Source organism: Paenibacillus sp. JT31N17, assembly GCF_056269255.1.
The window spans coordinates 60,213-80,549 of record NZ_JBWDNP010000010.1; the positions used below are offsets into that span (position 1 = coordinate 60,213).

General features: G+C 50.0%; 12 protein-coding genes and 2 riboswitches. Of the genes, 5 read left to right on the forward strand and 7 right to left on the reverse strand.

Annotated elements, in window-relative coordinates; translation table 11 throughout:
• Positions 1-21 precede the first annotated feature (21 nt).
• On the forward strand, positions 22-2,142 hold the full coding sequence (locus AC0YOB_RS25835) for an ATP-binding protein (protein WP_475795209.1): 2,121 nt from the start codon (positions 22-24) through the stop codon (positions 2,140-2,142).
• An 18-nt stretch (positions 2,143-2,160) separates the two neighbouring features.
• On the opposite strand, the gene AC0YOB_RS25840 is transcribed toward AC0YOB_RS25835, so the two are convergent.
• Positions 2,161-2,484: a helix-turn-helix domain-containing protein gene (locus AC0YOB_RS25840; protein ID WP_210040409.1), complete on the reverse strand. Its 324-nt coding sequence runs from the start codon at positions 2,482-2,484 to the stop codon at positions 2,161-2,163.
• Between the two features lie 667 nt (positions 2,485-3,151).
• On the opposite strand from AC0YOB_RS25840, the gene araA reads away from it, so the two are divergent.
• A complete protein-coding gene (araA, locus tag AC0YOB_RS25845; RefSeq protein ID WP_475795210.1) occupies positions 3,152-4,642 on the forward strand; it encodes an L-arabinose isomerase in 1,491 nt (496 codons plus the stop codon).
• Positions 4,643-4,761: 119 nt separating this feature from the next.
• Here the strand turns inward: araA and AC0YOB_RS25850 are convergent, their stop codons facing one another.
• Positions 4,762-6,699, reverse strand: coding sequence for a terpene cyclase/mutase family protein (locus AC0YOB_RS25850; RefSeq protein WP_475795211.1), 1,938 nt, complete (start codon positions 6,697-6,699; stop codon positions 4,762-4,764).
• 577 nt (positions 6,700-7,276) lie between these two features.
• Between AC0YOB_RS25850 and AC0YOB_RS25855 the strand changes: the two genes are divergently transcribed.
• Positions 7,277-13,936 (forward strand): SdrD B-like domain-containing protein, encoded by a 6,660-nt coding sequence (locus tag AC0YOB_RS25855; protein ID WP_475795212.1) that lies wholly within the window; start codon positions 7,277-7,279, stop codon positions 13,934-13,936.
• Between the two features lie 281 nt (positions 13,937-14,217).
• Here AC0YOB_RS25855 and AC0YOB_RS25860 read toward each other — a convergent pair whose 3' ends face one another.
• Together AC0YOB_RS25860 and AC0YOB_RS25865 are read right to left on the reverse strand one after the other, a co-directional pair.
• Positions 14,218-15,030: a transglutaminase-like domain-containing protein gene (locus tag AC0YOB_RS25860; protein ID WP_475795213.1), complete on the reverse strand. Its 813-nt coding sequence runs from the start codon at positions 15,028-15,030 to the stop codon at positions 14,218-14,220.
• A 14-nt stretch (positions 15,031-15,044) separates the two neighbouring features.
• A riboswitch (cyclic di-GMP riboswitch) is annotated at positions 15,045-15,125 on the reverse strand.
• A gap of 39 nt (positions 15,126-15,164) precedes the next feature.
• A riboswitch (cyclic di-GMP riboswitch) is annotated at positions 15,165-15,247 on the reverse strand.
• Between the two features lie 65 nt (positions 15,248-15,312).
• The gene (locus AC0YOB_RS25865) at positions 15,313-15,957 is read right to left on the reverse strand and encodes a class D sortase (protein WP_475795214.1); all 645 of its coding nucleotides are present in this window, start codon (positions 15,955-15,957) and stop codon (positions 15,313-15,315) included.
• Between the two features lie 305 nt (positions 15,958-16,262).
• Here AC0YOB_RS25865 and AC0YOB_RS25870 point away from each other — a divergent pair, with 305 nt between their 5' ends.
• Positions 16,263-16,706 (forward strand): Hsp20/alpha crystallin family protein, encoded by a 444-nt coding sequence (locus AC0YOB_RS25870; RefSeq protein ID WP_475795215.1) that lies wholly within the window; start codon positions 16,263-16,265, stop codon positions 16,704-16,706.
• Between the two features lie 157 nt (positions 16,707-16,863).
• On the opposite strand, the gene AC0YOB_RS25875 is transcribed toward AC0YOB_RS25870, so the two are convergent.
• The 3 genes from AC0YOB_RS25875 to AC0YOB_RS25885 are packed head-to-tail and all read right to left on the reverse strand — an operon-like array spanning position 16,864 to position 18,979.
• Positions 16,864-17,277 carry a hypothetical protein gene (locus tag AC0YOB_RS25875; protein WP_475795216.1) on the reverse strand — a complete coding sequence of 138 codons (414 nt, stop codon included), beginning with the start codon at positions 17,275-17,277 and terminating at the stop codon, positions 16,864-16,866.
• A complete protein-coding gene (locus tag AC0YOB_RS25880; RefSeq protein WP_475795217.1) occupies positions 17,240-18,058 on the reverse strand; it encodes a ParA family protein in 819 nt (272 codons plus the stop codon). Before AC0YOB_RS25880 ends, AC0YOB_RS25875 begins: the two co-directional genes overlap by 38 nt.
• 36 nt (positions 18,059-18,094) lie before the next feature.
• The gene (locus tag AC0YOB_RS25885) at positions 18,095-18,979 is read right to left on the reverse strand and encodes a LysR family transcriptional regulator (RefSeq protein WP_475795218.1); all 885 of its coding nucleotides are present in this window, start codon (positions 18,977-18,979) and stop codon (positions 18,095-18,097) included.
• Between the two features lie 161 nt (positions 18,980-19,140).
• On the opposite strand from AC0YOB_RS25885, the gene AC0YOB_RS25890 reads away from it, so the two are divergent.
• The gene (locus tag AC0YOB_RS25890) at positions 19,141-20,337 is read left to right on the forward strand and encodes an extracellular solute-binding protein (RefSeq protein ID WP_475795219.1); all 1,197 of its coding nucleotides are present in this window, start codon (positions 19,141-19,143) and stop codon (positions 20,335-20,337) included.

Sequence of the window (20,337 nt, forward strand, 5' to 3'; positions counted from 1 at the left end):
TTATATCTAATGGAGGGAGGTATGGGCAATCAGCGTTTTCAAAAAAGGAGTGAGTTTTTTATTCGCCGTCTGTTGATTTTACTCATTTTATTGCTGACACTGCCCCTTGCTCTGGCAGGGTGCGGAGACAGCCGGGACTCTCACAAGCATGCAGCGGAGCATGGCACTCTGGATCTTCGCAACCGCTCTTTTCTGGAAGAGGGAGCCGTGCCATTAAACGGGGAATGGGCATTCTATCCGCGCCAGCTGCTGACGCCGGAGCAACTGGCTTCGAATGTTCCGGGAGGTCATTATGTCGATGTGCCGAAATCATGGAACAGCTATCCCAGGGATTACGGATTGGCGGACGGGATGGGTTTTGCCACCTACCGGCTGACAGTCCGGATCGATCCAACGGAACAGGTGCTGGCTCTGCGGGTGCCCAATATTTACAGCGCCTACAAGCTGTGGATCAATGGCGAGCTTCTGGCTTCGGAAGGCACGGTGGGGACAAGCCGTCAATCATCGAAAGCGGAGCAGTATCCCAGCGTAGTGGCGTTCAAGGCGGAAACGGGGCAGATCGATATTGTGGCGCAGGTGTCTAATTTTCAGCATCGAAAAGGCGGGATATGGGTCGAATTCCGATTAGGGGGCAGCGACTCCATGCTCCGTATGCAAAAATGGTCGGCTGCGCAGGATATGGTTATTTTCGGAAGCCTGCTGATTATTGGCATTTATCATATCGGGTTGTATGCATTCCGAAGGCAGGAGAAATTTACGATTCATTTTGGCCTGCTGTGTTTGATCGTAGCCTTGAGAGCGGGCGTCACCGGCGATTCATATTTGCTCCAGTTTTTTCTGATCTCATGGGAAACAGGGGTGAAGCTGGGCTACATATCACTGCCGTTATGCGCAATTTCCGGTTACTTGTATGTATACAGGCTCTTCCCGCAGGATGCATCCAGGAAAGCCATTAAAGCGATTATGGGCATCGGCTTTGTACTCACCTTCTTCGTTCTTATCGTTCCGGCGATTATTTATTCCAAAATCCTGCTGTTTTATCAGCTGTTTGCCCTTGTTGTGGGGTTGTATTGCCTGGTCGTTCTGGTCGTTGCAAGGATGAACAGAAGGGAAGGGGCAAGCTTTGTTCTTGCCGGTATGGGCGTTTTTGTTCTTACCGTATTTAATGATGTGTTTTTCTATAATGAATGGCTTGTATATGCACAGCTTGTGCCGCTCGGGTTGTTTTTCTTTATATTGATGCAGTCCTTTATCATTTCCACGCGCTTCTCCAGCGCCCTTCGCCGGGTCGAACTGGTGTCCAATGAGCTGCGGGAATTGAATGCGCACCTGGAGGAACGGATCGAGGAGAGAACGGACGCCCTGAAGCAGACCAACCAGACGCTGGAGGAAGCGAACCGGGAGCTTGGCCGGATGGAGACCTCCAGACGACATTTAATGACAAATATTTCACATGATTTGCGAACGCCCATTACATTGCTGCAGGGGTATCTTGAGGCTATTCAGGACGGAGTCGTAAGCACGGAGGAGCAGAGGCAGCGGTACGTCCGCATGATGCTTGGCAAGGTAGGCGGATTGGAACGGCTGATCCATGATCTCTTTGAGCTCTCCAAGCTGGAAGCGGGGCAGCTGCGTTTTGACAAGGCGGCTGTCAGCCTGGAGCAGTGGCGGGAGCAGCTTTGCGAGCAGTACGAGATTGATGTGCGCAGCGCAGGGCTCGCTTTTGAGTGCGAATACATAGGGGATAAGGACGGCAGCGATTATCCGGATCCGCAGCAGATCAGTCTTCAGCTCGATCTGCCAAAAATAGACCAGGTCATGGCAAACCTGGTCTACAATGCCATCAAGCATACCCAAACAGGGGGCAAGATAACGCTTTCTTTTTCTTACAGACGTGATTCCCATGATGCTTTAATTACCGTCTCTGACACCGGGATCGGAATAGAAGCGGAACATCTTCCCTATATATTCGACCGTTTCTATAAAAAAGAAATATCCCGTAACTCGGCTGATGGCGGAAGCGGTCTGGGCCTTGCGATTGCCAAAGAGATTGTTGAAGCGCATGGCGGCAAAATCGGTGCCAAGAGCGAACCTGGAATAGGTACAACTATCTGGATAGCGCTTCCAGCTTTCATTTTATGAAGCCGTGCTGTAAAGAGGTCACTCGGCTTGCTTAATTACAGCGAGCATCCGGTCGATGGATTGTTTTCTTTTGTCATGGTCCATGCCGTTAAGAATGCGGATGATTTCGAAGGCATCCGGGGATACATTGTGTTCCTGCTTGGTACTCTCGCCGCCGATAATATAATCAAGCGTTACGTTAAACAAAATGGCCAGCTTCTTCAATGTTTCGTAAACAGGTTGGCGGTTGTTGATCTCATAATGGCTGTACGCGGATCGGGTGATTCCAATCTGCTTGGCGACGTCTTCCTGCGACAGACGCTTTCTCAATCGCAATTCCCTTAATCGATCTCCCATTGTCATAGCAATAGCTCCTTACGTTCACACCGGACAATAGTCCTAGTACAAACGGGTACCTTTTAATTCTATATACTAGTAATTTATGATACAAAGTGTATCAATGTCAAGTGCATTCCGTGAATTTCTCTAAGAAATACGGGAAAAACAATGATTTAATCGATTTTAGGCCATTTAGAATGGATTCAAATTTGTCATCCGCCCTTTTGTTCAGGATTGGGGCAAGATTAGGTATTGAAAAAGAATACGCTTGGGCGTACAATACATATTGTTATAGTTGTACGTACAAGTTGAGCGAAATTGGTTGAAATGGAACAGGCATTTTCACTGGGAATTAGCAGTTCATGGAGTGATTGAAGGATTGACGGACTGAATTGTCTGTACAAGTAGAGAATATGTACTGACAACTCGGACAAATGATTTACCGGCAGCCGGATGGGCAATTCCCCGTTTAAAGGCTGCAGTATAATTCACTGACAACCGAGATGGATAACCCATCTAACGGTTGCAGTATATTTTCACTGACAACCGAGATGGATAACTCATCTAACGGTTGCAGTATATTTTCACTGACAACCGAGATGGATAACTCATCTAACGGTTGCAGTATATTTTCACTGACAACCGGGATGGATAACTCATCTAACGGTTGCAGTATGGAGGGAAAAAAAACATGCTAAAAACGAGACCTTATCAGTTTTGGTTTGTAACAGGCAGTCAGCATTTATACGGTCCGGAAACGCTGCTTGAAGTCGCAGATCACTCCCGTACGATCGCAGAGGCGCTGGGCAGCGACGGCTCTATCCCTTTTGAAGTGATCTTCAAACCGGTGGTGAAATCGCCGGATGAGATTTACAAGCTTTGTTCGCAAGCCAATGTGGATGATAGCTGTGCAGGCATCATCACCTGGATGCATACCTTCTCTCCGGCCAAAATGTGGATCGCCGGCCTGTCCGAGCTGCGCAAGCCGCTGCTGCATCTGCATACGCAATTTAACCGCGATATTCCATGGGACAGCATTGATATGGACTTTATGAATACGAATCAATCCGCGCACGGTGACCGCGAATACGGTTTCATCGGTGCCCGCATGGGCATAGCCCGCAAAGTCGTTGTCGGACACTGGGAAGACCCGCAGGCCCGCGGGCGCATTGCCGGATGGATGCGTACCGCGGTTGCTTTCACAGAAGGACGCGGCCTCAAGGTGGCCCGCTTCGGGGACAATATGAGGGAGGTTGCGGTTACAGAAGGGGATAAGGTGGAAGCTCAAATCAAATTCGGCTGGTCCATCAACGGCTATGGCGTCGGCGATCTCGCCGCACGTATAGCGCAAATTTCCGAGGAACAGGTCAACGCTCTGACGGATGAATATGAAACGCTGTATGTGATTGCAGCTGAAACCAGAAATTCCCCCGAGAAATGGGAGGCCATACGCGAGCAGGCACGCATCGAGCTCGGGATGAAATCCTTCCTGGAGGAAGGAGGGTTCACGGCTTTCACCACCTCGTTCGAGGATCTGCACGGCCTCAAGCAGCTGCCGGGTCTGGCGGTACAGCGTCTGATGGAGGCGGGCTATGGATTTGGCGGAGAAGGCGACTGGAAGACGGCTGCCCTGACCCGCATGATGAAGATGATTGCGGACAACAAAGGCACCTCGTTTATGGAGGATTACACCTATCATTTTGAACCGGGGAATGAAATGGTGCTGGGTGCGCATATGCTTGAGGTTTGCCCGACCATTTCCACAGGCAAGCCGCGCCTTGAAGTACATCCGCTCGGTATTGGCGGCAAAGCCGATCCGGCCCGGATGGTATTCGATGGCCGCAGCGGGCAGGCGTTGAATGCCTCCATTATCGATCTCGGCAACCGGTTCCGCCTGATCATCAATGTCGTGGATGCGGTCCAGCCCGATCACGACATGCCTAAGCTGCCAGTGGCGCGCGTATTATGGAAGCCGCAGCCCTCCCTTAGCGAGTCGGCAGAAGCATGGATTCATGCTGGAGGCGCCCACCACACCGTTTTCTCCTATGAGGTTACAGTGGAGCAGCTGGTGGATTGGGCGGAGATGGCCGGCATCGAATATGTCATCATCGATAATTCGACCAGCACGCGTGCCCTCCGCAACGAACTGCGCATGAGTGATTTGTATTGGAAGCTCCGTTAATCTTTCTTACGCAATATCGTATTTCAATTGCAATTCGCACTGGCTTTTAATTGACAAGCGTCCCTCCTAAGGGGCGCTTTTTTTTGCATGCCATCATCAGTTTCGAAAAGCGCACTGCTTTATTTGGGAGATGCGCCATACTTTTGCTCATAATGGGAAAGCGCAAGCAGCGGCCAAACCAGCGAATAGCTCTCATATCGGTTGTAGAAATGGCCCGGAAGTCCGGCACCTGTCGGGTAACTGGAGACGATGCTTTTACTGTCCAGATTTTGCAGGATAAAACCCGCGGCGCGCTGGATCGACTCATCCGGCTCATCCCTGACCGCAATCAAGGCATCCAGCGCCCATGCAGTCTGGGAGAGTACGGAGGCTGCAAGCGGCATGTACCGCTTCACCCGGTTGCTGAGGCATGACTCACCGAAGCCGCCATCCCCATGCTGAATGGATTGCAGCCACCTGACAGCCTTGCGGATGGCGGGCTGCTCTGCCGGTTCGCCGGCAGCCATCAGGCCGGTTAGTGCCGCCCAGGTTCCGTAAATATAACAAACCCCCCAGCGCCCATACCAGGACCCGTCGTTCTCCTGATTATGATACAGCCATTCTGTTGCATGTTCGACGAAACGGTATCTGGCAGTAAGTCCGAGTGTGTGCCCCAGGTAATGCAGCGTTCGGCCCGTCAAGTCTGCCGTGGACGGATCAGTGGCTGCATCCTTGCCTCCTTCAATTGGCAGCCACAGCAGAAGCGGGTTATCAATATTGCGCTCGAATGCGGCAAAACCTCCATCATTATTTTGCATCGATATAAGCCACTGCAGTCCGCGGGAGCTTGCTGCTTCATAACGGGGGTCCTTCATGCCTGTTATAGCCCTGAGCGCTGCTGCAGTATCGTCCATATCGGGATTGATCGTATTGATATCCGAGAATCCCCAGCCGCCTGGCAATGGATGCTGGACGCCAAACTTCCAATCGCCAGGCTTCGTATGCTGCCTGGAAAGCAGATATTCCCCGGCATTTCGGGCAGCGGGCGAGTCGGCTGGCGTTCCGGCCTCTTGAAGCGCGTAGCTGATCAATGCTGTATCCCACACGGCTGAATTGGTATTTTGGAGCATCCATTGGCCGTCTCTTTGGAAAATCTGGCTTTGAAGTCCCTTCATCGCCATTCTGATAACCGGGTGAGTGCGCTCATACCCTGTGGCAAGCAGGGCATAAATCATGAGGATTGTCGAGGTTGCATAGCTGTAGAGCAGGCCGTTCGATTCAATCCGCTCAAGCATGAAATGCTCCGCGCGGGCTGCGGCATTCTTCTGTGAAAGGAAGGAGCTGAATCCGCTGGTCAGCGGAAGCTTCTTCAAGGCCAGCAGCCAATCCTGCAGGAGGGACAGCTTGCTGCGGTCAAAATGCCGCATCCATAAGGAGCTGGCCTCCTCATTTTCCCCGTACGGATCTTCCGGCTTCGTTGAGGATCTATGCAGTTCCAACCGGGGGATGGAGGCAAGGCCAAAGTTCGGCTTGCGGTACCCGAGAAGCAGCATCGGAGCCATATGGACGCGGGCATAACCGGAAAATTGTTGAAAATGAACGGGGGAATAAGAGGGAAGAAGCATGATGGAAAGGGGGAGCGGGAACCACCTGGGCCAGGGATATTGCCCGATAACGGCAAGCAGGAACTTGGTCATCAGGCTGTCAACGCCGGATAAACCGCCCAACTTGCGGATCGTTTCATAAGCCCTCGTCATGAAGGGGGCTTCGGCATCGAAGCCGGCGTAGAGCAGGGCGCAGTAGTTTTCCGCTGTAGCGGATAAATTGCCGGCAGGCTCATCGGGATAGACGCGCCAGGCGCCGTCATCGCCTTGGCTTGCGATGATGCGCTCAGCCAAGGCTTGAACAAGTGGATCGCCTGGCTGCTTCTCTTCTACAATGCGCATCAGGATGATTGCTGCGGCATCAAGCGTCTGCCCGCTCTCTATAAAGCCATACCGCCAACTTCCGTCCGGCGATTGATGATTGATTAATCGGCTGGAGAGCAGACTGATCCCGGCTTTGATATTTTGGAGCATGGTATCCCCCTCCCCTTTGGCCGATATGAAAGAGCCAAGGATAATATGTATGCCTGCCGGAGTGATTTTCATAACCGTGAAGATGCGTGAATTCTGGAGAACGCGGGCGTTTCCATTGAAGTGAATTATGAATGTTCAGCCGTCGCGCGGTGGTATCTGCCGGGCGGCCTGTTTTTGTTGTCAGCAGGATTGTTGGATAGGTCATTTGGACTGTATCTATGGGGAATGGTGTCTGGTGAAACAACGGTTCCGAATGGGGAATCAGGGACTTTTGAAATGGGTGTGGAAAGGGATTAGGTCAAATGTCCCGTTTCCCTTCTTCCGGTGGAGATGAAACCGGGAATATGTTCAGTTATTCCACAAAATTTTTGTTCAGTTTTTGTTCAGATCATATAGGTATAGTCAGCTGTAACTCTCCAATTTTCGACAGCGCACCGACAAGACTAGGAGAGAAAGGAGTGAGGGGGGAGGAGGAGTGCTTGGCAAGCGAATTGATCCATGGCTGTAGAGTTGAAATGTCGTCGCGTTTTGAGGAGCAAGGAATGTAAGAATGTTCAAAGTGGAGAGAGGTAGAGTTATGCGTTCGTATTTCAGAAAAGACGGCAAGAGAAAGCTGGCTTTGACGCTGATTTGGGCTTTGGTGCTGCAGGTGCTCTTGCAGCCTATGCTTCATATTACGTCTTCGGCCGCTCCCGTTTCACTCCCGGGATTCTCTTTTACCGCCAAGGCGGTTGTGACCGGACTCGATACGCCGGTTTCAGAAGTGGATGTAGGTGAAACGTTTGATTATTTGATCAAGTATCAGGTGAGCGATGCGACTCAGGTTGGGAAAAGCCTGGTCATTGAGGACACGGTCCCCGATAAGTTTGAAATTGTTAATTCTGAAATGTGGGATTCGCAAGCGGGGCAAACCGTAACGTTCAGCCCTCCTCCTGACGGGGTGCTGAAAGCGGGAACTTCAGGGAACCTCAGAATTACGGTCAAAGTAAAGCCTACTGGTTCCGATTCCTCCGTACCGACGACCAATACGCCGATTGCCAAGGTAACGGATCCGGGGGGGACAACCGAGGTTCCGGCAGCCGTCGATGTGGCGATCAGGCCCGATCCCGATGGGGGAGACGACCCGGACCCGCCTACGGTTCCGGATGTGACCTATGATAAGTGGTCGACCTACAAGACTCAGGATACCGGCTTGGGCAATGGTGTCAAGATCGTCGGCGGCCAGGTGAAGTATAAGGTCGGCATCAAGGGAACTGCCGGAAACACGGATACCGGAAGTTTGACTGTGCCGGCATTTACAGACACACTTCCGCCAGAGGCGACTTATGTAAGCTCGAATCCCTCCGGTAATTATAGCTCGGGGACCATCACGTGGAGTAATATTGTGGTGCCTTCCGGCGGGAAATTTGAGGCAGAAGTAACCGTCGCGTATCCGGATAATTACGGTTATGCTTCCAACAATCCGCAGAATCAGAAGAACACGGTCACCTTTGCGACTTATTCGCTGACGGGGACTGGAACTGTAACAAGTGATAATGCGGAAGTAACAACGGAGTTCGGACCTCCGAAATCCGGAACGCCGGGATTGTTCAAGAACCGGGAGTTTCAATACCGTTTTCCCGGTCAGGAGCAGTCATTTACGATTGGCGGAATCAATAATTCGGGTACAGGCGTGAATTCGCCGTTATCCGATCTGGTGCTCGTTGATACGCTGCCGCCAGAAATGGACTACACCTCCATTTCGACAGCGAATTTTCAGTGGGACCAATTCCGTTATTTGACGAATGACAATGTCTGGCATATAGTAAGCCAACCGGGTAATCTTATCCGAATTGGCGGCAGCACCGATGGACTTGACGCCAACAAGGATATCATTCTGGATTCGGATGCCTATCTGAAACAGCTCGAATGGAGCTACAATGATAAACTGCCCGTGAATGGCTCACTTTCTGATATTACCATTAAGGGTATTGTAAGAAGTGTGACGAACGGAACAGGTGTCAACGGAATCACAGCTGATCCTGTTGTACACGGAGATACAGTGCTTAATTCGGTCCTGCTGGACTATAAGGAGTTAAACGCTGTTATTCCGAATCAACTGGATGACAAGTCCAAAAACGCTGCTGCTGACTTCCAGATCAACAACGAGAAGCCTTGGATAAATGCCACAAAAGAAGTAACGACCGGCAATTATCGTCCCATGAGCACAGTGCCTTTCAAACTGACGGTGGAAAATGATAAACGCGCTACAGGAAACTATGTAACCTCAGCCGTATATGATTTGCTGCCTGTCAGCTTTGGTTACTACACCAATCCTCTGATTGCTGACGAGAATGAAGCGCTGCAGCAATCCTTTGATATTGTCCCTCTTGGTGATAATCCAGCTCTGACAGAGCCGAGCGTTCACATTATAGACAACTTCAAAGATGGAAGATCGCTTGTCGTATGGTCTTGGGCTACTCCGGTATCCCTTGAACCCGGACAAAGCTTCCGGATCGATTACAAGGGCCAGGTCGAGGCTGGAACGCCGATGACTGACGGCACTCATACGTATACCAACGATCTCTACCTTACAACTGCTGTACCGGGGACACCTTTCTGGTATACGGGAGATCAGTCGCAGGATGTGCCTGATAGTCCAGGTGCATGGCAATCGCGCAACAGTTCCATCAAGGATACGATTGATCCGACACCGGGAGTTGATGAATATTTTGTTCATGCATCCATACCGGTTGAAGTGAAGAAGTCTTCCCAGGTCGAATCGACCAAATGGAACAGAGGTGATCTGGCGCCAATTTTCAGAGCGGCAGAAAATCCGGAGTATGAGGGCCACCCTGCAATCCCGGATATGCCTTTCGATTTTGCCGATACGCCGCAGTATACGGAGTTCCCGTATTACAGCGTCACCTACGAGGGTGGAACGGCGGACTACAAGCTGGTCATCTTCAACAGCGGAAACACCCGACTGGGTAAAATCGATGTCATTGATATCCTTCCATTTGTCGGGGATACGGCCGTGAACGTGAGTTCCGGACCGGCTGAAGAACGACATTCCGAGTGGCAGCCGAATCTGGCGGAAGTGCTGGAATCCGGAGCGAAGACATTCACCTGGACACCTCAGAATGCCGGAGCTCCGAAGGAAGTCGATTATACGCTGAACACCTATTACAGCAAATCGACCAACCAGGATAACGTGGTCAACTTCGATAACGTGACCGGCGGAAAGACCGGCTGGACGGCTCAGGCGTCTTTCAACAGAGATGATTTGACGGATATCCGGTCACTGTATTTTGAATTGTCCGGTATAAGCGGAAGTGATAATCTGGCGGGACTGGCTCCAGGAGATTACATCGTGCTGGATTGGAAAATGGATGCCCCGGTAGGTGCTCCAACGGACTCCGTCGCCTGGAACTCATTCGCCATTCAGGCGACTGAGAATGGAAGCAGCGGCAGCGGTGAAGGCAGCAAAATGCTTCCGACCGCTCCGAACAAGGTCGGATTCCTTGTACATCCGGACAACGAGCATGTTCCGCTTGGCGAGCTTGGCGATTTTGTCTGGTTCGACAGTGACCGCGACGGGACGCAGAACGAGGAGTTCTCAGGGGACAGTGGACAAGGCGCGGGAATTAACGGCGTCACGGTTAACCTGTACAAAGCAGGGGAAACGACTCCATTCAAGTCGAGCAAGACCGGATATGATTTTAATGGCAGACCGGGTTACTACTTGTTCCAGGGACTTGAAGCTGGCGACTACAACGTCGAATTCGTCGTTCCCGACAAATACACAACTACTGATGCCAACAAGAAGGGAACCGATCCGAATCATGCAATCGCTGAGGATTCCAATTTTGTTGCACCCGTAATCGGTGCCAGCGGCTACAAAACGTACAAAACCGATGAAATCACGCTTGGCACGGCCGAAAAGAATCGTACGATCGATCTGGGTCTGATTGAAACCAGTCCTCCTGATAATAACGATTATCCTTCGGCTGACATGGATAAAACCATCACAAACGTGGAACCGGGGACAGCAGGCGTCGCTTCGCAGGATTATGTAGTGAAAGGCAACAAGGTTCATTACAAAATCGATTTGACGAATACTTCGTCCGTCACCATGCATAATATCAAGGTTTCGGATGCATTGGACAGAGGACAGTCCGGATTCCAATTCGATAAGCTTACGTATGATGGCGATCCAATTGCAATCAATGGAAATACTCACAGCCGCCCGGATATTATTACCCGCATCGACAACCCGGGTACGGGCTCGGAGCCTTATGTTGTCATTAAGGATTTGGCAGTTGGCAAATCGTTGTCGCTGGAAGGTGCGTATACCATCACGGCCGACGATATCGACGGCACCGATTTGGATAATACGGCAACCGTGCATTATAACGAATCTCCTGACCCGATCACGGATGATGCGAAGATTCCGACGGCGGGACTCAAAATCAACAAAACTGCCAATGTGCTGTCCGTAACCGAAGAGGGAACGCAAATTGAATACACGGTTACGATCGTGAATACGGGCAGTTCTGTTCTGCACAATGTGGTGATCAGTGATTCCCTGGTATCCGGTATTCCGGCCATTCCGGTGCTGCAGCCAGGCGAGTCCAAGCAAATCAAGTATACCTATACAGTTACAAACTCCGATATGGGGCAGCCCAAGGTAACGAATACAGCTTCTGCGAAGCCTGATGAGACACCAATGGTTGAAGTAACGCTTGATGTACCTGTTACTACGGACCCGAGAGGCACGATCGGAGACTATGTGTGGCTGGACGATAATGAAGACGGCGCTCAGAACGACAGCGAGTCCGGACTTAACGGCGTTATCGTGAAGCTGTACAAAGATATTGCCGGACCGGCAATTGCCGAGGCGGTGACCCATGAGAATGCCGGCAAAGACGGCTACTATCTGTTCACCGGACTCCCGGAGGATACCTACTATGTCCAGTTCATTTACGAAGGACAGTATGGAATGACTTCTCCTGAAGCGGCAGTGCCTGCTGAAGACTCGAACAGCACGGATGTGAGCGGATTTACGGATGAAATCGTAATCGGACCTTCTAAGTGGGATGATCCGACCATCGATTTGGGATTGGTGCCGCGAGGTGAAATCGGAAATTATGTATGGGATGACCGCAACCGCGACGGCATACAAAATGAAGACGAGCTTCAAGGAATCAACGGAATCGAAGTTCGGCTTTATAAGGACTCTCCCGCTGGAGCTCCTGTTGCCGCAACAACCACGGCTGACGATTCCACAGGTAAGCCGGGCTATTATCTGTTCGATAATCTGCTGCAAGGCAATTATTTTGTGCAGTTCATTGTTCCAACAGATTATGTGAAGACCGCTGCGGGACAAGGAGCGGATCCGGATCTGGATTCTAACGCAACGGACAAAAACGGAATTACATCTGTTATTGAAATTGGCGAAATTCCGGGTTGGGTGGATCACAGTATTGATCTGGGCCTGATCGCAATGAAAGGCGCTATCGGCGATTATGTATGGCTGGACAAGAATCAGGACGGCATACAAAACGATGATGAATCCGGCGTCAACGGAGTAACCGTGAAGTTGTACGATGACCGGAATGGAACGGAAATCGCCACAGCGGTGACGAAGGATAATGGCGGCCAGCCAGGCTACTACCTGTTCAGCAGCCTGAAAGAAGGCAGGTACTACGTTAAATTCTTCTACAGTGGACAGTATGAAACAACCAAACCGGTGGTTGGATCGCCCGAGGCGGATTCCAACAGCACGGACGGCAACGGCTTTACCGATGAGATTGTAATCGGACCTTCCAATTGGGTGGATCCGACGATCGATCTGGGATTGGTTCCACGGGGCGTGATCGGAAACTATGTATGGCTGGACCGAAACCGGAACGGTATACAAGACGAGAATGAGCTTCAGGGAATCAACGGACTCGAAGTCCAGTTGTTCAAAGATGATGTGTCAGGAACCCCTGTCGCCGCTACAACAACTGCAGCGGATCCGACAGGCAGAGCGGGTTATTATTTGTTCGACGGATTGCTGCCAGGCGACTATTTAGTCAAGTTCATTGTGCCTGCCGACTATATGAGGACCGTTCAGGAACAAGGAGCCGACGTCAAAGAGGATTCCAATGCAACCGATGAGAATGGTTTTACAGCTAAAATTCAAATCGGCGAAACTCCCGGCTGGGAGGATCTCGGCATTGACTTGGGTCTTGTTGCCAAAGGCGTCATTGGCAACTACGTATGGCTGGACAGCAGCGGGAATGGCATGCAGGATGAAGCTGATGACGACGGTATTAACAACGTGAAGGTCAAGCTTTATAACAAAGACATGCAATTGCTTGCAGAGACTTTGACTGCAGATGATGCTGCAGGGAAACCGGGTTATTATCGGTTTGACAATCTGGTCGGAGGCCAATATTTTGTTCAATTCGAAGCTCCTGAGGGCTATGAATTGACAACTCCGGAAGCAGTGGGAATAGCGGCTGATAAAGACTCCAATAAGCTGACTGACGGTACTACAGCAGTCATCACGATTGGTGAAGACGCCCCGCGGGGATGGGAAGATCTCACGATCGATTTGGGATTAATGTATCCTTATTATCCGTACTTCCCTCCACTTGATCCGGAGGATCCGACAACACCTGACGATCCGGAGGATCCGGCAAATCCGGCAAATCCGGCAAATCCGGGAATGCCGCCGGTTGATCCGGGAGCACCGGGCGAACCAGGTTCGCCAGTCAATCCGGGTAACCCGGGTACACCATCGAATCCAGGTGAGCCGACTGATCCAGGCGCAGAACCTGGCAGCGATACACAAGTACCGCAGCAGGAAACAACCGTACAGGACAAACCGATTAAAGGGACGGTTAAAGTACCAGAAGGCGGCAATGTTGCAATCGGTACCCAACCGGAACATGGTACATTGACGGTTGATCCGGATGGTAAATGGATGTATACACCTGAACCGGGCTATACGGGCGAGGATCATTTCTCTATCATCGTAATTGACAAGGACGGCAACGAAGAAGAAGTCCTGTTCGATGTAAATGTGGATGAGATTCCTTTGGGCGGTATAGAACCCGGTAATGACGATCCAGGCAGCAGCACACCTGGCAAGACGCTCCCCAAAACAGGGGAAAGCAGTTCTTTGCCGCTTCAACTTGCAGGACTGTGCCTGGTCATTCTCGGAATTGTTTTGCTGAGATTGCGCCGGAAGCATCTCCAGAAATAAGATCATTTTTAGTAAAAATCCATCAGGAGCTGTTCCTCCGCATTATCATATGAGGAGGCGCGGCTCCTCATATGATAATGGTGAGATGCACAATAGGTGAGGCATTTGTCATGAAATAAAGGATTGCATATCCAGACCACTTAATACCGAACTGCCCGTTAAAATGCAAAAAAGAGACTTTACAGGAGGGGGGATCCTGTAATAGTCTCTTTTTTGCGCTATTTGCTGTCTTAAGCTGCTTTTGCTTAATGACAGATGCTATCAAGCGATCAGATTAATGCTTAATAGAATTTAGCTGCTGCGTATTTGCCGGCTTCTTTGAACATTGAACTGCTGCTTGTGCTGGTTTTGCCCAAACCGGAATCAACCGTTGTATCAATATTGCTCCATTTCCCGTTAATCATTACCTGGTTCCAGGCATGGTAGCCTTTCACATAATCGGTTGTTCCCATAACCAGCTTTGTAGGGATGCCGGCGCTGCGAGCCATGACTGCAAACAGGGAGGAGTAATCATAACAGATGCCTTTGCCTGATTTCAACGTTCTGTTCGCATCGGGAATATAGTCCGTTGTTACAGATGTGCTCAATTTGGAATCATATTTGATGGTTTTAACGATATAATCGTGAATCGCTTTGACTTTGTCTTCAACTTTCGTTTTGTTTTTCGTCAATTCCTTGGCTTTGGCGACAGCAGTCGGAGAGCTTTTCCAATTGATATTTTGCACGGAACCGAGAAATACACTGCTGTCATCGCTCAAGTTCAGGTTAACTGATTCCGTACCGATTTTTTTGTATTTGGTGCCGGTAACATTTTGCATAAGAGAGATAGTATAAGCACCATCACCAAGCTGCAGGGGGAAGTATTCCATCGTACCTGTGGCAGGCAATTTGTATGTATAAGTGACTCCGTTTTTGGTTATTAACAGCACAATAGGTGTTTTTGCGGCAGGTTTAAATGCAGCTCCGATAACTCCATTGTCCAATTGCTTCGTATCGAGCCAAGTCGGGGAGTCCGTACCGGATGCAGCTACAGTCGTGGAGAGGGGAAGGGACAAAATGATTACGGTCGCGAGAACAAGAAAAAAAGATTTCATGAAATAAGACTCCTTTCGGTAGCTGGCTGCCATCCAAGCGGGAAGGCCCTTTAGCTTTGCGTCCCTGTCTTTCGACAAGTTTGCCATTTATCGTTGAGTGTTTATTGTTTTTAGAAAACAAAAAAAGACAAACTTTCGGTAGCTGGCTGCCATCCAATAATGGGAAGGCCCTCTAGCTTTGCGTCGCTGCCTTTCGACAGGTTTGCCGTTATCGTGACTTATCTTGACATTTACTATACCAATATTTGATAGAATATACAACTATTTTTAAGTGATAATAGATTACATTTTCGCCTGGACAATCAGACGATGGGTCGGATTAATCAGCGGATCGCATGTGATAAGCGTGAGCACCCTGTCGGTGTCATTGCCATTCAATACGGACAGGTCAGTTGGCTTGACGACCGATATTTTGAATACGGTATATTCCATAACCTTGTCTTTGACCCGTATCGTAATTTTGTCGCCCATCTTCACTTCACCCAGCCTATTGAACAATCGGCCTTTCGTATGAGCCCGGTGTGCAGCCAGGGCAGCATTGCCAATATCTCCAAGTGCGGCTGTTTCTGTCAGATGGACAGCGGCGTACTTCATGTTTTGCGTTGTGGCGCCTTCCAGAACAGGAAGCTTCACATCGAGGCTGCCGATTTCAATAACAGCGATTCCTTGAGTATCTTCCTTGCTCTGATCGTCGCTGACAGCCTCAGGTAAGGCAGCGTCTGCTTCATTAGAAAACAGGTCGGATAGTCGCTGGTAACTCTCTGCAAGCAGGCGATCGGATTTCTCAGCCGCGGAGGCGAAGGTATTATGATCCATGCGATCAAGCAGACGCCGCTGCTTCTGATCATAATGCCATTCTTTTGCAAAAGGCAGCGCAATCAGCACAAATCCAGTGATGATCAGCAAAAAAGAAAGCAGTTTCTTCATGTTGGCAGGCCCTCCTGTAAGGCCATTATACCAGATAGGAACTGTACAAAATCTGAACAACATGTGGAATGTAACGTCCTCATGGCTATTCTGGGCAGCACGCCAGCTGCAGTGTAAGGTCAAAAATAGTCAAAGTCAGAGAAAGTCAAAGAAAGACTGAGAAAAATAACGAGGGGACTGCCGGATTTCCTTAAATTCACGGAAAATGATTTTTATTGTTGTTTTATCGGGTTTGAGGAAAGCAGACAGCAACCTTATAATAAAAAGTGTAAGCATCACATTATAAGAAATTGGAGGAGATGTACATGTTGGATTTAGTTCCGTTTCGGAAAAGAAATGAAGATGTCAGCCGCAGCTTGATGAAATCATTCCATGATATCTTCAATGAAGATTTCTTTGCGCCGATGAGAAGCAATACCCATCCATTCCGCACGGATATTCACGAACGCGAGGATGCTTTTCTGATTGAGTCCGAGCTTCCCGGATTCAGTAAAGCTGATATCGATATCAGCTACAGCAATCATTATTTGACGATTAAGGCTTCGCGCAACCAGGAACAGAATGTGGATGGGGAAGATCATCAGGTTATCCGGCGTGAACGTTATTATGGCGAATTTGTCCGCCGGTTCTATGTAGAAAATATTAAGGATGACCAAATATCGGCGCGCTTCGAGAACGGTATTCTGAAGCTGGAAATACCCAAGAAGGAAAAAGCGCAATCCGTTAAGAAACGCATTGAAATTCAATAAGATTTGTCTCTTTGGCTGAAGGTCTGATGAAATAATCGCTGTAATCGGGGAACACGGCCAAGGGTACAAGGGCAAACCACAACAAAACAGGCAGCTGGCGGAATACCCGCTGGCGGCCTGTTTTGTCATAAACACATCTATAATGGATGATGCACGTCTAATCCGCCGAAGGAGAATGGCCTGATCTGTCAAGCCCATCCAATGCCTGCTCCAGCGCATAATTGATAAGGTTGGTTTTGAAGCCTTTGCCTTTATCTTGCGATATCGTTTTGACCCGTTCCAGCAGATCCTTGCGGATATAAAATTCGGCTTTGGAGTGGGTTTCCTTGCGCAGCTTCTTATCCAGCTTGACCTGCGGCACCAGTTCCTCCACTTTAACAGCTGGAGTTGGCGGAGCTTCCTGACCGGGAGGATCGGCTGGCGATTTCCGGGCTTGCTTGGCTGCAGCCGGCTTCTTTCTGGTGCGCAGCGTTTTTTCGGCTTTTTCTACCATGGATTCCGGTGCAGCGGAGGACGGCTTGTCAGTAGGTTCTTCAAAGTTTACGAGCAGTTCTTTTTTTCTTGGCGGCATATTCGAACACCTCCTTGGCCAAAGTATAATAGGCTTCCGCAGCGGGATTGGAGCGGTCAGTCCATACAAGCGGCGAGCCCTCATAGGCTGCGGCGTTGGCAAAGCTGATCGACCGCGGAATCATGGTTTCGAACAGCCGGATATCCTTCTTGCTGCAGAACTCACGGGCATGGCCCACCAATTCCTGATGCAATTTGGACCGCCCGTCGACCATCATCGCAATGATGCCGGTAATCCGCGGCGAAGGTTCCTCCTTGGAGCCGAATGCTTCGATAGTCTGGATTACGCGCTGAAGCCCCTTGACGGAGAAGGCTTCCGGAACAAAAGGGATCAGCACATCAGTAGCGGCTTTCAATGCATTGCCGGCTATCAAGCCAAGTGAAGGCGGGCAATCAATAAATATGTAATCATAATCCGACTTGATCTGATCGACCTCTTTTTTTAGCAGCAGAAAAGGAGAGGGGTACGATTCCAGTTGGGATAAAATATGAAATTCCAGCATGTTGAACTTGTCGGATGCCGGAGCCAAATCAAGATTGGGTTTAATGGATATAAGGATATCCTTGATTGATTTGGCGCCAGTGAATACATCATACATGGTAAGTTCGGACTTATCGGGATCGCTGCCAAAAACAACGGCTGCATTGCCCTGGGCATCGGTATCTATAATCAGCGTCTTTTTGTCCGGGAACAGGGAGGAAGCCGCTGCGGCCAAATGAGTCACAAGACTTGTTTTGCCCACACCGCCTTTGTTCATACATACCGCGAATATTTTAGCCATGCTAAAATCAGCACCTGCCTATCCAATTGGTATTTATTACATTATATCAGAAAAGTGATCGACAAGTCTGCTGACGACAGCGGGAAGCTCCATTTCCTTGCGGACAGCAAGACAAATAAACCGGTGATTGATATAATTCGGCAGACCCTTCATCACCAGTTCTCCCCGTTCGACCTCTTTAAGCACACTTCTTTGCGGCAGAATGCCGATTCCAATCCCGCAGCGCACGCCTTCCTTGATAGGCTCAATCGCGCCAAGCTCCATGCTGACGGCAAGCTTCATCCCATTCTCGGCTGCCCATTCATCTGCAAGCCTGCGCGAGGTGGAGCCCGGTTCATGAACCAGGAAGGGAAGCCCGTGCAAATCATGAATCGTTATCTCTTCCTTGGCTGCCAAGGGATGCTGAGGGTGAAGAATCAGCTTGAGCATATCGGCCATCAACGGCCGCAGCTCGATCTGATCGTCCTCCATCGGAGTATGAGAAACAATACCCAGATCCAGCTCGAAGTTCTTCACCAGATCCACAATGAGATCGGCTTTTTTGACGGTCAGCTGCAGCGAGACATCGGGATAGTTCTGGCTGAAGCTGGACAATAACGGCGGAAGCAGGTAAGTGGCCGGCGTGTAGCTGGAGCCGATGCGGATATGGCCTTTGCGGTGTGACCGGTAGTCGGCCAGCGTTTGACCGGCGCGTTCGAACAGAGTCACAATCCGCTCGGCATAGGGCAGAAGCGCTTCTCCGGCATTCGTAAGGCGAAATTGCCGGTGGTATTTGATGAACAGCTCTACCCCGGTGTCCTGCTCCAGCTTCTTGATATGAAAGCTGACGGTGGGCTGCTTCAGGCCCAATTGGTTGGCCACCTCGGTCAGATTTTTATAGTTCACGGCGGCTACAAAGACCTTTAGCTGTTGTATGTTCATCGTGATGCCTCCTTTTGGCCTTATTATAGATGGTATCTATGTATCTATCAATATAATAAGATAACGTTAACAAAATCAATATACGACGTTAATTTCAAGTAAACAAAACTCGACTATTCTAAGTCTAGTAAAACGAAAAAGATTTAGGGAGGATTTTAGAAATGCGTAAAATGTGGAGTAAAAAGGTGGGGACTGTCCTGTTCATGCTGGCGCTGGTGCTGGCAGTGGCAGGATGCGGGAGCAACAATGGGGCCGGCAACACAAACACAAACGCGAATGCGGCAGCAGGAAGTGCTAACGCGTCGGGCAATGAAACTGGAACGGCTGCAGGAAACACAGCAGACAATACCGCAGGAAACACTGCGGAGAATGCAGCTGGGAATGCGGCAGCAAATGCTCCTGCTGAGGATCCGAATGACAAGTCCGACGATGAGCCTCTGACTGTCTATCTGAATGACTTTGATGAGATTATCGGACCAGAATTTGAAAAAGCGACGGGTTACAAAGTGAATCTTGTTGTCGGCAATGGCGCGGAAACGATGTCCCGTATCGAAGCGGAAAAAGGAAATCCGCATTGGGATGTTGTATGGATGGATGCTCTGCCTTCCATTCATTCACTGGGAGAGCAAGGCCAGCTGCTGGAAGACTGGCAGCCGGAGAACCTCAAGAATCTGACTGATTTTACAAAACCAATCGTACCTGCCAACAATGCCTATTTCCCAACCGGCGTACATGCTGCGGGCGTCATTATTTATAATACGAAATTGATCACGGCCGATAAAGCGCCAAAAAGCTGGGCGGATCTCGCCAAGCCGGAATATAAAGGACTCGTCGGCATGGCCGATCCGGCCGTAGCTGCTCCTGCCTATCCTTTCGTATCCTGGTTCTTCGAGAACAAGGGAATGGATGAAGGGAAAACGTTCTTCAAAGGAATGTTGGACAACGGTATGCATGTCTATCCGAAAAACCCGAATGTCGCTACTGCCGTAGCCGGCGGAGAGATTCAGGTGGCAGCCATCCAGGAAAGCAATGCTTATACGCTCAAGAAGGATGGAGAGCCGATCGAAATCGTTTGGCCTGAAGAAGGCGCTCCGGCATCCGTTCGTGTCGCAGCCATTCAGAAGGAGAGCACGCATATGAAGGCTGCCAAAGCATTCATTGAATTCCTGCTGGATCCCAAAACGCAGCAGTACCTGATCGATCAGGGAGCAGAAAGCTACTTTGAGCCTTCCACTGTCGGCGTTAATGCCAAGGATGACCGCGCCAAGGATACGAAGCTTGTTTATGCGCAAGCGCCATGGGCAGCTGAACATGAAGCCGAAATCAAGCAATGGTTCGCTGACCAATCGGTTAAGTAG